Origin of the sequence: Moraxella sp. K1664, assembly GCF_039693965.1 — a bacterium.
Lineage (GTDB): Bacteria > Pseudomonadota > Gammaproteobacteria > Pseudomonadales > Moraxellaceae > Moraxella.
This window is the reverse complement of record NZ_CP155576.1, coordinates 1,096,073-1,108,052: the sequence shown is the minus strand read 5'-3', so window position 1 is coordinate 1,108,052 and position 11,980 is coordinate 1,096,073. Positions and strand designations below refer to the sequence as shown.

Genomic DNA, 11,980 nt, shown 5'->3' with positions numbered 1-11,980 from the left:
CTCAACTAGGCTTTGACTGACGGACGTACGATAACATCGCCACCATTAGCACCAGGCAAGGCACCTTTGATGACCAGTACACCTTTTTCGGTATCAATAGACACAATTTCAAGGCCTTGAACAGTAACACGTTTGTTACCCATTTGACCTGGCATTTTTTTGCCTTTGAATACTTTACCTGGTGTTTGGTTCTGACCGGTAGAACCAAGTACACGATGCGACACAGAGTTACCGTGTGTTGCGTCCTGAGTGCGGAAATTATGACGTTTTACGCCACCTTGGAAGCCTTTACCCTTAGACTGACCAGTGACATCAACCAACTGACCAACTTCAAATAAATCCACCAAAATATCGCCGCCAACTTCACGACCTTCAAGTTCGCTTGCGTCAGCTCTAAATTCCCAAACACCACGACCAGCGGCAACGCCAGCTTTTGCGAAGTGTCCTTTTTGTGCAGCAGTTACACGGCTTTCACGACGCTCACCTGTGGTGACTTGAATTGCGTCATAACCGTCAGTGTCTACTGTCTTGATTTGTGAGATACGGTTTGCGTTAACCTCAACCACTGTTACAGGAATAGATGCACCTGCCTCAGTGAAGATTCGGGTCATACCACGCTTAATACCGACTAAACCAATCGCCATTTTAGACCTCTTACTTATAATCGTTTATATTAAACCAGTTGTTCTTAGCCTAGGGCGATTTGAACATCAACACCGGCCGCCAAATCTAACTTCATCAATGCGTCTACTGTTTTGTCAGTAGGTTGAACGATGTCAATCATGCGTTTGTGGGTGCGAATTTCATACTGGTCACGAGCGTCTTTGTTGACGTGTGGTGATGTCAATACGTTGAACCGCTCAATACGAGTCGGCAAGGGAACAGGACCACAAACTTGTGCACCTGTACGCTTTGCGGTATCGACAATCTCTTGTGCCGACTGGTCAATCAGACGATGGTCGAAAGATTTTAGTCGGATACGGATTCTCTGGTTAGCCATGCCAACAAGCTCCTAAATTAAGTGCTTTATAAAACTTCCATCGCTTGGATTTCAGTCATGTTATTTTGATTAAATTTTGTCCTAGAACCGCTTTGGACAAAATAATACAATCCCTGTCCGCCAGACATGAATGTTGGCAACAGAGCTGTTGTTTATAGTGCCAAAATCGATGCTTCGGCTGTGGCGTTGATTCGCTTTGGGGCAAGCCCTACTCACTACTTGTAATATATCCGAAGATAATCACTCATCTAAGCCAAATGTAGTCAAAAACAGACTTTTGCTTAAATGCAACGCTAAACAAGAAAAGTGTGCGTATTATACACGAAAAATCAGATAAAGCAAGAGCCATGCTTTATTTTTGGATAAAAAAGTGGCTAAATTTGCCTGTCTTTGCCTTAAAATTCATCAAATTTACAAAATGTTACAATTTTAATAAATTGATTGATTTTTAGGCAGATTTATTGGCAAAAAACCATTTTTACTCCACCAAAATCGCATATTGCTCTTGATGATAAGATGTATTTATGGATAGATGAATGGATGTATTTGTTAATTTTTGTAAATTTGATAAATCCTGATGTGATGACAAATAGTCCGCCACCAGCTGACTGACCTTTATCGTCACGTTGGGTTTTTTAAAAGAAGTGCTGTTTGCCAACTGACCCATGAGTGACCTTAGAATCTCAAATGCCACCGTCTGCACGCTTTTGATTTTGCCCGTGCCATGACAGGCAGGGCAAGGCTCACACAGCTCATCAGATAGACTGGGACGGGTGCGTTTGCGAGTCATCTCAACCAAGCCCAACTCGCTGATTTGGGTGATGTTGGTCGTGGCAGGGTCGGCTTTTAATGCATGGGCGAGCATGTCTAGCACTGCTTGTTGATGGGCGGATTTGTCCATGTCGATAAAATCTAGAATGATAATACCGCCAATGTTACGCACTTTTAACTCACGAGCGATGGCGGTCACCGCTTCTTTGTTGGTCTCATACACCACGTCCACGCCTGCCCTGCCCTGCCCCACATACGAGCCTGTATTGACATCGATGGTCGTCATCGCTTCGGTATACTCAATGATGAGATAACCACCCGATGGCAACGGGCAATGCCGTGACAAGGCGTGTGTCAGCTGAGTCTCAATGTCAGGCTTAGGCGAGCGACACTCATCAGGCACAGACTGGGCAAACAGTGGGGTCGGCTTATCATGATGATAAATGGCAGATGTGATGGACGGCATGAGCATGCAACTGGCATGCCGTACTCGCTCATAAGTCGCCCTATCGTCAATCCACACGCTTTGGATGTCGTCAGTGATGATGTCACGCAAGGCACGCTCGGCCAAAGGTAGCTCTTGGTAGAGTAAGGCATGCTTGGCTTTGTGCAGGCTCGCCTGTGTGCGTGCTTGGCTAATATCCACCCACAATGCACCCAGATGGTCAAGCTCTGCCTGCATACGCTCGCCCATGTCTGCCAATGTCTCATCACCGCCAAGTGCCTGCTCACACGCACTACGAGCGATGAGCCCACCTGCGTGCGATGATTGGCTAAGCAAGGTTGTCAAATGGGCTTTTAGCTTGGTGCGATAAGCCTTGGTACCGATACGAGTGGATACACCGACCGACTGTGGCGACGTGGGCAGATAGACCAAATATCGCCCTGCCAATGCGATGTGCATGGTCACACGCACCCCTTTGGTGCCAAACTCATCTTTGGTGACTTGGATGACAACTCGCTCGCCAACTTTGGGTAGGAGCTTGGGCAAAAGTTTGGGGTCAAGTTTGGGCTTGGCAGGCTTAGGCTTGGGTCTAGGCTGGGACTGCGTGGGGCTTTTATCTCCTACCTGATGAGCCATGGGCAATGTCGTGATGGGTGTGGGCGTGGCAACATCATCTTGGGATGACGGGCGAGTCGGTAGCATGATGTCGCTTTGGTGCAAAAATGCCGAACGCTCACGCCCGATGTCAATAAATACCGACCCCATGGCAGGCAGTACCCGCACCACCGTCCCCAAATAGACATCTCCCACCAAACTACGTGCCTGTACCCGCTCAATAAACACTTCATCAAGCCTGCCGTCATCAACGATGACAAGGCGAGTCTCAAAGGGCGTGGCGTTGATTAGGGCGTGTTTTGACATAAAGATGGTGTGGGATTGGATGATTTGGTTTGTGGATTGAATAACAACTTATTGAGTTAATAACTATTTTTGGATTGTAGGGGCAAATTGCAATTTGCCCTTGATGAATCAATCACTGATTGAAAGCTGATTGGGCAAATTAGAAGTCAATCGCTTGGCTATGATAATGGGCTAATTTTATCATCATTTAATACGCCATCACTCCGCCAATATTTGCATACAGTCATCAATCAGCTCTGCCGTCTGGGCAAGGGGCAAGCCCACCACGTTGGTATAACTGCCATTGATAGACCGCACCCACGCCATTGCTCCGCCTTGAATGGCATACGCCCCTGCTTTGTCGGCAGGTTCGCCCGTTGCCCAGTATCGCTCTTTTTGGTGGGCGGTGAGTTTGATGAAGGTGACTTGGGTGGTGACTTTGATGATTTTTTGAAAAATGACTTGCCTATCTTTGACAGTGCTGGCACACACCGCCGTCCAAATCTCGTGTGTGCCACCTGATAATTTGTCCCACATGGCAAAAGCATGAGCCTTATCGGCAGGTTTGGTTAAAATCTCATCATCTGCCACACCAATGGTATCTGCCGTGATAACAATCGCCGATGACACATCCGCACACGCTTTGTCCGCTTTGGTCTTCACCATACGCATGATATAGTCGTGGGGATTTTCGTGGGAATAAAAACGCTCGTCAATCTGGACTGACTTGACTGTAAAGGGAATATGCAACTGTGTCAATAACTCATGCCGTCTGGGCGATGTGGACGCTAGGATAAGGGGTATCATCAATAGGCTCGCTCTTTTAATTGGCGGTTTATCCAATATAGCGGATACCACATCACAGGAAACAGCACAACACTACTCATGAGCGACCCCATGCCTGTCCACACAAACTGAGCATGAGAAAATGCCTGTAATATCCACAGCGACACCTGATAGACACTTAGGGCAATCGCCCCCAATACCCACGCCTGCGACAGGGCAAGCTCTTTGGCATACAGCAGTAACACCCGTATGACAAACGCCATAAGCACCGCACTAAATGCCTGATGCCCCAAATGCGTACCCAACAACAAATCCGAGACCAGTCCCACCAAAAACACCACCCACACCCCCATCATGGGCGAGCGATACATCACCCAAAAGGCAAGCACCATCGCCAAAAACATGGGGCGAACGCTTGCCATGTCATGCCCCAAAGGGTAGACATTGAGCATGGATGCCACCACGAAGCTGATGATGATACCGATGACTAAAAAGGGTTTTGAGTTCATAAGTGGGTTTTATGAGTCCTATATGGCGTGATTTAGCTGTTCTTTTTTGGGGCAGGGCTATCTTTGGGCTGTAAAATCAGCACATAACTGCTGTTTAGAAAATCAGCGGCAGGATTGACACGAATGTCGGCAAAATTATCGGTGCGAGTGGTGTCAATGTCTGAGACTTCTCCCACTTTATAACCCGCAGGAAAACGCTCACCAAGCCCTGACGAGATAAGCTCATCGCCCACTTTGACGTCAGCGGTCTTAAAGATATAATCTAGGCTTAGACTATCAGGCTTGCCCCCACCTGAGACCATCGCACGCTGTCCTGTGCGTGCCACCACGACCGCCACCGACTGCTGTTCATCGGTAATGAGTAGCAAGCGAGATGTATTTGGGTAGGCGTTTAGCACCTGTCCGATGATGCCATGCTCATCGATGACTGTCTGCCCGATTTGCACGCCATCATTGGTGCCTTTGTTAAGCACCACCACTTGCTTTAAGGGGTTGGAATCCGTGCCGATAATGCGTGCCAGCAGTAGATGATGTTCGCTGGACTGCGTGGTGCTGAGTACGCCTTTTAGGCGGGCGTTTTGGGCAAGTAGATAATCTTGGGTTTGGAGTTTGGCACGGGCTTGGAGCAGCTCGGTTTGCAAGCGGATATTCTCACGACGCAAGGCTTCTTTGGTATGGACGGCATGACTGGCATATTCCATGGCATAAGACGGCCCTAGGGACGCTTGATAAATGGGTTGCATGGATGCATGGCTTAGGCGGCGAATACCATCAAACCACTGGGGGTTTTTGCTGTCAAGCAACATAAAAATCAAGGCAAGCACCAAAAACGCAACCGTCATGCGTGCAAATACAGGTTTTTGTGAAAATATACTTGGGAGCATTGCCAGACCTTTTTATGTACTTATGAATATTCACAAGCCCAAAACACAAAAAGCGGTGCGTGAACACCGCTCATGATTTCATGGATTTAGACAAAAATCATCGAGAGCGACTTATCATGGATAAAGTCAAGTGCCTTACCACCGCCACGAGACACGCAGGTCAATGGGTCTTCGGCGACAAACACAGGCAGTCCTGTCTCTTTGGAGATGAGCTTATCTAGGTTACGCAGTAACGCCCCACCCCCTGTCAGTACCACGCCATGCTCGGCGATGTCCGATGACAGCTCTGGCGGGGTCTGCTCCAAGGCAAGTTTGACCGCATCGACAATACCCGAGACAGGCTCAGCAAGTGCTTCTTGGATTTCTTTGGAATTGACGGTAAAGGTCTTTGGCACGCCTTCTGCCATCGAGCGTCCACGCACTTCGACTTCTAGGTTCTCTTTGTCATCAAAAACCGCCGTACCCACTTCTTTTTTGATACGCTCAGCGGTCGTCTCACCGATAAAACAGCCGTGGGTCTTTTTGACGTGATTGATGATGGCATCATCAAATTTATCACCACCGATGGTAATAGAATCTGAATACACACAGCCCGACAGCGAAATCACAGCAATCTCGGTCGTGCCACCGCCGATGTCCACCACCATCGAACCACTGGCTTCATGTACAGGCAGACCCGCTCCAATCGCTGCTGCCATCGGCTCTTCTAGGATATGCACGCTGTTCGCCCCTGCCGAACGCACCGCTTCTTCGATGGCACGTCGCTCCACCAGCGTGGATTTGCATGGCACACACACGACCACATTCGGGTCTGCCAAAAAGCGTTTGACCTTAACCTTTTTAATAAAGTGCTTTAACATCTGCTGGGTGACTTCAAAGTCAGCAATCACGCCATCTTTTAGGGGGCGAATGGCGGTGATGTTATCAGGGGTACGCCCAAGCATCTGCTTGGCATCGATACCTACCGCCGCCACCGTTGGGTTTTGGGTGCGGTTAGAACGCAATGCCACCACTGTTGGTTCATCAAGCACAATGCCCTTACCAGGAGCATAAATCAAGGTGTTGGCAGTACCCAAGTCAATGGCAATGTTGGTCGATAAAAATCCCAGCAGGTTCATAACGCATGATTCCAAAAAATAAGAGTGGCAAGGCATCGCTCATCTTAATCCATGAGCAAAAATATGATTAAAAATTAGCCAAATGCCAAATAGTTAAAAATTGTGGTAAATTATACCGATTTACGACAAAAAAATCATGATGATTTATGAAAAATTTTGCCTAATTTGCAAGAAATTTTTGCAAAACGGGTTAAATTTGCCGATTTTTAACCAAAGTTACTAAATTTTACCAAAAATTAAGATAAACGTAAGAATATACCTGAGTAAATTTTAACCGACTTATTTAGGGCGTGCCTACCATTGATAACATTTTATAAAATAAGATGAAAGTTTGATAATTTCAACCAATTTTTGCATGGCAAATGGCTCAATCTTGTTTTTCGTCGTCAAAAACTTGTCTGACAGAAGACTCACAGCCTTTGTTTTTTCCTTGAAAAACGTGCGATTTTTCTCATTTTTCATTGCAAATACCAAAGGCAGGCACGCCCTACTTAAATTTTAGTTTTTTGAAATCATTAACTTTATGGTAAAATACTTAAATTTTAGTTTTTTGAAATCATTAACTTTATGGTAAAATTAGCCAGTCTATTCGCTTTTATCAAACATTAACATTTTAACTGTTATTTTAGGAAAATTTATGACAATCACCGCCCAAGATGTGCAAAATTGTGCCAACTTATCTCGTCTTGCCATTGACGACACCACCGCCCAAAGCTACGCTGGTAGTCTTGACAAAATCCTTGCGATGATGAATGTCTTGTCCGATGTCAATACCGATGATATTAAGCCCCTTGCCAACATTCATGAAGCCTGTACCGAGTTGCGTGCCGATGTCGCCAATACCGACATTGACCGAGACGGCTTTCAGACGGTCGCCCCTGCGGTACAAGACGGTTTATATCTTGTGCCACAGGTGATTGAGTGATTAAAGGACGCATCATGAAATCATGGGCAAGTGCCTTATCGGGCTTAATCTTACCGTTATTGGTCATGACCACAGTCGTGCCAACCGCTCATGCTGATACCATCACAAACGTGCAACAAGCCCCTTTTGTGCAGAACGCCCACGCCATTAAACAAGCACTTTGGCAGGGCGATTATCATGCCATCACGCCCCACATTCACCCCAAAAAAGGCGTGCGTTTTAGTATGTATGCCCACATTGACCCAACGACAGATAAGGTATTTAGCCGAAGTGGTTTTCATCACCACCTAAAACGCTCTCGGATAAAATTCACATGGGGAGAGCAAGACGGCAAAGGCGACTTACTCATCACCACCTTGCCTGATTATTTGACAAATTGGGTGGTGCGTGATGTGTCGCTTGATTTTGACAGCGTTGCCATCAATGAGTTTTATCATGGGGGCAATAGCCCAAATAACCTAAAACAGATATATCACAAGCATGATTTTGTGGAATTTGGCTTTAAAGGCTCTAAACGTTGGGATTATCTTGATTGGCGAGTGTTAAGATTGGTTTTTGAACATCATCAAGGTCGCCCTTATTTAGTTGCCATCATCACAGACGAATGGACAATTTAAACTTTCACTTTTAACAAAGGCATTTTATGACAGACCTACACCACCTATCCGTCCATGAATTAGCAGACGGCTTAAAAAACAAACAATTTAGCAGTCAAGAACTGGTCAAACATTTTACCAGTCGCATTGACAGCCTAGACGGGCAAATCAACAGCTTTATCACCAAAGATTTTGACAACGCCCTAAAACACGCCGAACTTGCCGACAAACTGCGTGCCGAAGGCGACGCTCGCCCCCTGCTTGGCGTGCCAATGGCTCATAAAGACAACCTATGTACCAAAGGGGTTTTGACCACTGCTGGCTCAAAAATGCTCTACAACTTCATATCGCCTTATGATGCAACGGTCGTTGATAGCATCGCAAACAGTGGCTTTGTGAGTCTTGGTAAACTTAACATGGACGAATTTGCCATGGGTTCGGACAACGAAAGTTCATATTTTGGGGCAGTGCATAACCCTTGGGATGTCCAGCGTGTGCCAGGTGGGTCGTCAGGGGGTTCAGCGGCGGCGGTGGCAAGCGGTTTTGTGCCTGTGGCGACAGGCTCGGACACGGGCGGTTCTATCCGCCAACCTGCGTCATTTTGTGGCATTACAGGCATTAAGCCCACCTACGGGCGTGTGTCTCGCTATGGCATGATTGCTTATGCGTCAAGCCTTGACCAAGCAGGGACTTTTGGCAAATCCGCCCTAGACTGTGCCTACCTACTCGCCCCGATGACAGGGCACGACCCCAAAGACGCAACGTCTATCAACCGCCCCACCGAAGATTATGTGGCGGACATTTTGGCGACCAAGACAGATGGCAAGCCCCTAGCGGGCAAAAAAATCGGTGTGGCAAAAGCGTATTTTGGAGCAGGGCTTGATGATGAAGTAGAAAAATCCATTCGCACCGCCCTAGCCAAATACGAAGAGCTGGGGGCTCAGATTGTGGAAGTGGACATCACCGACCCTGCCATCACACTTGCCACCTATTATCTGCTCGCCCCCGCTGAGGCCAGCTCAAACCTGTCTCGTTATGACGGCGTACGTTTTGGCTATCGCTGTGAAAACCCCAAAGACTTGCACGACTTATACACCCGTTCACGTTCCGAAGGCTTTGGGGCAGAAGTGCAACGCCGTATCATCATGGGAACATACGCCCTATCGGCAGGGTATTTTGACGCTTATTATACCAAAGCCCAAAAGGTTCGCCGTCTCATCGTGGACGACTTTAAAAAGGCGTTTGAAAAATGCGACATCATCGCAAGCCCCACCGCCCCAACGCCTGCCTATAAATTGGGCGAAAGCCTTGACCCTGCCAGCATTTATTTGCTTGACGTATATACCATTGGCGTAAACTTGGCAGGTCTGCCCGCCCTATCGCACCCCGTAGGACAAGCGAACGGTCTACCTGTGGGATTGCAGCTTATTAGTAAGCATTGGGCGGAAAGCGAGCTGTTAAAAACCGCTCACATTTACCAAAGCCATACCGATTTTCATCAGGCAAAGGCGGATTTGGTGAAGTGATTTTTGGATTGGGGTGAATGATAAACTTATCCCAAACAATAATAAATTTATCCCAAACAATAAAAGGAGATAATGATGCAACGCCGTCATTTTTTACAAAAAACCTTATTGGCACTACCTATTATTTTTTCTGGCAATTTATTAACTGGATGTAAAACGAATTTATCTGATGATTATTTGCCCGATGATAAGATAACAAACAATCCAAATTTATTACAAAATAAATTAAAAGAGATATTGCCAATTTGGGAAAATAAATTTAATGCCAAAATTGGTATGACGATTATTGCTGACAATGGTGAACTATCCAGTCATCGTGGTAATGAATATTTTCCTGTTAATAGTACCATTAAAGCCTTTATTGCAAGTCATATATTATTACTTGTAGATAAAGAAAAATTGGATTTAAACGAAAAAATCATCATTAAAGAAAGCGATTTGATAGAATATTCTCCTGTCTGTAAAAAATACTTTGATGAGAATAAACCAATTTCTATTAGTGAATTGTGCGAAGCTACCATAACACTGAGTGATAATGGTTCTGCTAATATCTTGTTGGATAAAATTGGGGGTTTGACTGCATTCAATCAATTTTTGAAAGAGATTGGGGCGGATATGGTGCTGGCAAATAATGAGCCTTTATTAAATCGCTCACATTATGGTGAAACCAGTGATACCGCAAAACCAATTCCTTACACAAAAAGCCTAAAAGCACTGATTGTAGGCAATATCCTATCCAATCAAAGCAAAGAACAGTTGATAACTTGGCTTATCAATGATAAAGTTGCTGATAATTTATTGAGAAAATATTTACCAAAAAATTGGCGAATTGGCGACAAAACAGGCACAGGTAGTGAATCAAAAAATATCATTGCTGTGATTTGGAATGAAAATAATAAACCTTATTTTATCAGCCTATTTATCACCCAGCCCCATGATGGTAAATCCCTTGATTTTAAAAATCAAAAAGATGAAATAATGGCACAAATTGGTAAAGAAATTTATCCATTTTTATAATCCATTAAATTTTTATAGTGAATAGAAAAATTTATGACCCAACAAGCCCCCCTAATTGACGGCTATGAAGTCGTGATTGGTATTGAGATTCATTGCCAATTAAACACCGACAGCAAAATCTTTTCAAACGCCCCCACCGCCTTTGGGCAAGAGCCAAACACCCAAGCCACCATTGTGGATTTGGGCTTTCCTGGGGCGTTGCCTGTGTTAAATGCAGGCGTGATTGAGCGTGCCTTAAAATTTGGCATGGGTGTCAATGCCAAACTTGGCACTTATAACACTTTTGACCGCAAAAATTACTTTTATCCTGACCTGCCCAAAGGCTATCAAATCACGCAAATGGCAAATCCTATTGTGGGACGTGGCTACATTGACATTTTGGTCAATGCAGGGCAAAAGGATGAATACACCAAACGCATTGGTATCACACGAGCTCACCTAGAAGAAGACGCTGGCAAATCGGTGCATGATGCTGTACCGCAGATGACGGGTGTGGATTTGAACCGTGCAGGCACTCCGCTCATTGAGATTGTCTCTGAACCTGACATGCGTTCGGTTGATGAGGCGGTTGCTTATGTCAAGACCATTCACGAACTGGTTACATGGCTGGGTATCAGTGATGCCATCATGGCAGAGGGTTCATTTCGGGCGGACATTAATGTGTCGGTACACAAGCCAAACACGCCCTTTGGTACTCGCTGTGAGCTTAAAAATCTGAACTCATTTCGCTTTATTCACCGTGCTATTAAGTCTGAGATTGAACGCCAAATTGATGTCATCGAAGACGGTGGCAAAGTCGTGCAAGCCACACGCCTATATGACCCTGAGCGTGATGAAACTCGTGCCATGCGTACCAAAGAAGAAGCCAACGATTACCGCTACTTTCCAGACCCTGACCTGTTGCCTGTCATCATATCAGATGAGACACTTGCCAAGGTGCGTGCCGATATGCCAGAACTGCCAAGCGTACGCAAAGAGCGATTTGTGAGTGAATTTGGCTTGACCGCCTATGATGCCAATGTACTAAATGGCAGTCGTGAACTGTCGGATTATTTCTTGCAAGTTGTTGAACTCATTGGCAAAAATAACGCCAAAATCGGAGCGAACTGGGTCATGGGCGAGCTGTCGGGCTCACTGAACAAAAACGAGCTAACCATTGACAAATCGCCAATCAACGCCCAGCGACTGGCAGGGCTGATTGCTCGCATTTTGGATGATACCATCAGCGGTAAAATCGCCAAAGAGGTGTTTGGTCATCTGTGGGAGTCTGACAAAAGTGCTGATGAAATTATCAGCGAGCATGGACTAAAACAAGAGACCGACACAGGGGCAATTCAAGCCATCATCGCCGATGTGCTTGCTAATAATCAAGCCATGGTGGACGAATACAAAGGCGGAAAAGAAAAAGCCTTTAATGGACTGGTCGGACAAGTGATGAAAGCAAGCCGTGGCAAGGCAAACCCCGCTCAGGTCAATGCGTTGTTAAAACAGCTCATTAGCTAA

General features: G+C 45.9%; 13 protein-coding genes. 5 read left to right on the top strand and 8 right to left on the bottom strand.

The features are described from left to right. Positions 1-5: 5 nt before the first annotated feature. From rplC to AAHK14_RS05640, 8 genes are all read right to left on the bottom strand, one after another. Positions 6-644, bottom strand: a complete 639-nt coding sequence (gene rplC, locus AAHK14_RS05675) for a 50S ribosomal protein L3 (RefSeq protein ID WP_029102628.1) — start codon at positions 642-644, stop codon at positions 6-8. Positions 645-688: 44 nt separating this feature from the next. Then, positions 689-1,000 (bottom strand): 30S ribosomal protein S10, encoded by a 312-nt coding sequence (gene rpsJ, locus AAHK14_RS05670; protein ID WP_003656991.1) that lies wholly within the window; start codon positions 998-1,000, stop codon positions 689-691. A gap of 478 nt (positions 1,001-1,478) precedes the next feature. Further along, the gene (locus AAHK14_RS05665) at positions 1,479-3,137 is read right to left on the bottom strand and encodes an Rne/Rng family ribonuclease (RefSeq protein ID WP_065255094.1); all 1,659 of its coding nucleotides are present in this window, start codon (positions 3,135-3,137) and stop codon (positions 1,479-1,481) included. A 198-nt stretch (positions 3,138-3,335) separates the two neighbouring features. Continuing rightward, a complete protein-coding gene (locus AAHK14_RS05660; protein WP_065255095.1) occupies positions 3,336-3,923 on the bottom strand; it encodes a Maf family protein in 588 nt (195 codons plus the stop codon). After that, the gene (mreD, locus tag AAHK14_RS05655) at positions 3,923-4,411 is read right to left on the bottom strand and encodes a rod shape-determining protein MreD (protein ID WP_065255096.1); all 489 of its coding nucleotides are present in this window, start codon (positions 4,409-4,411) and stop codon (positions 3,923-3,925) included. Before mreD ends, AAHK14_RS05660 begins: the two co-directional genes overlap by 1 nt. 32 nt (positions 4,412-4,443) lie before the next feature. Continuing rightward, positions 4,444-5,253 carry a rod shape-determining protein MreC gene (gene mreC / locus AAHK14_RS05650; RefSeq protein ID WP_346818237.1) on the bottom strand — a complete coding sequence of 270 codons (810 nt, stop codon included), beginning with the start codon at positions 5,251-5,253 and terminating at the stop codon, positions 4,444-4,446. Between the two features lie 128 nt (positions 5,254-5,381). Further along, complete coding sequence (locus AAHK14_RS05645; protein WP_065255098.1) at positions 5,382-6,413, bottom strand: rod shape-determining protein; 1,032 nt, start codon at positions 6,411-6,413, stop codon at positions 5,382-5,384. Positions 6,414-6,707: 294 nt separating this feature from the next. Next, on the bottom strand, positions 6,708-6,875 hold the full coding sequence (locus AAHK14_RS05640; RefSeq protein ID WP_194092537.1) for a hypothetical protein: 168 nt from the start codon (positions 6,873-6,875) through the stop codon (positions 6,708-6,710). Between the two features lie 175 nt (positions 6,876-7,050). On the opposite strand from AAHK14_RS05640, the gene gatC reads away from it, so the two are divergent. From gatC to gatB, 5 genes are all read left to right on the top strand, one after another. After that, complete coding sequence (gatC, locus tag AAHK14_RS05635) at positions 7,051-7,338, top strand: Asp-tRNA(Asn)/Glu-tRNA(Gln) amidotransferase subunit GatC (protein WP_065255099.1); 288 nt, start codon at positions 7,051-7,053, stop codon at positions 7,336-7,338. Between the two features lie 14 nt (positions 7,339-7,352). Next, positions 7,353-7,955 carry a hypothetical protein gene (locus tag AAHK14_RS05630; RefSeq protein WP_065255100.1) on the top strand — a complete coding sequence of 201 codons (603 nt, stop codon included), beginning with the start codon at positions 7,353-7,355 and terminating at the stop codon, positions 7,953-7,955. A 26-nt stretch (positions 7,956-7,981) separates the two neighbouring features. Then, complete coding sequence (gene gatA / locus AAHK14_RS05625) at positions 7,982-9,460, top strand: Asp-tRNA(Asn)/Glu-tRNA(Gln) amidotransferase subunit GatA (RefSeq protein WP_194092538.1); 1,479 nt, start codon at positions 7,982-7,984, stop codon at positions 9,458-9,460. A gap of 75 nt (positions 9,461-9,535) precedes the next feature. Then, positions 9,536-10,477: a class A beta-lactamase BRO-1 gene (locus AAHK14_RS05620; protein ID WP_003657002.1), complete on the top strand. Its 942-nt coding sequence runs from the start codon at positions 9,536-9,538 to the stop codon at positions 10,475-10,477. A gap of 33 nt (positions 10,478-10,510) precedes the next feature. Further along, a complete protein-coding gene (gene gatB / locus AAHK14_RS05615) occupies positions 10,511-11,980 on the top strand; it encodes an Asp-tRNA(Asn)/Glu-tRNA(Gln) amidotransferase subunit GatB (RefSeq protein ID WP_194092539.1) in 1,470 nt (489 codons plus the stop codon).

Bases quoted from the DNA above. Each gene is read 5' to 3' on its own strand.
- rpsJ (WP_003656991.1), bottom strand. From the start codon at position 1,000: ATGGCTAACCAGAGAATCCGTATCCGACTAAAATCTTTCGACCATCGT.
- AAHK14_RS05620 (WP_003657002.1), top strand. From the start codon at position 9,536: ATGCAACGCCGTCATTTTTTACAAAAAACCTTATTGGCACTACCTATT.
- AAHK14_RS05660 (WP_065255095.1), bottom strand. From the start codon at position 3,923: ATGATACCCCTTATCCTAGCGTCCACATCGCCCAGACGGCATGAGTTA.
- mreD (WP_065255096.1), bottom strand. From the start codon at position 4,411: ATGAACTCAAAACCCTTTTTAGTCATCGGTATCATCATCAGCTTCGTG.
- gatC (WP_065255099.1), top strand. From the start codon at position 7,051: ATGACAATCACCGCCCAAGATGTGCAAAATTGTGCCAACTTATCTCGT.
- AAHK14_RS05640 (WP_194092537.1), bottom strand. From the start codon at position 6,875: ATGAAAAATGAGAAAAATCGCACGTTTTTCAAGGAAAAAACAAAGGCT.
- gatA (WP_194092538.1), top strand. From the start codon at position 7,982: ATGACAGACCTACACCACCTATCCGTCCATGAATTAGCAGACGGCTTA.
- mreC (WP_346818237.1), bottom strand. From the start codon at position 5,253: ATGACGGTTGCGTTTTTGGTGCTTGCCTTGATTTTTATGTTGCTTGAC.
- gatB (WP_194092539.1), top strand. From the start codon at position 10,511: ATGACCCAACAAGCCCCCCTAATTGACGGCTATGAAGTCGTGATTGGT.
- AAHK14_RS05665 (WP_065255094.1), bottom strand. From the start codon at position 3,137: ATGTCAAAACACGCCCTAATCAACGCCACGCCCTTTGAGACTCGCCTT.
- AAHK14_RS05630 (WP_065255100.1), top strand. From the start codon at position 7,353: ATGAAATCATGGGCAAGTGCCTTATCGGGCTTAATCTTACCGTTATTG.
- AAHK14_RS05645 (WP_065255098.1), bottom strand. From the start codon at position 6,413: ATGAACCTGCTGGGATTTTTATCGACCAACATTGCCATTGACTTGGGT.
- rplC (WP_029102628.1), bottom strand. From the start codon at position 644: ATGGCGATTGGTTTAGTCGGTATTAAGCGTGGTATGACCCGAATCTTC.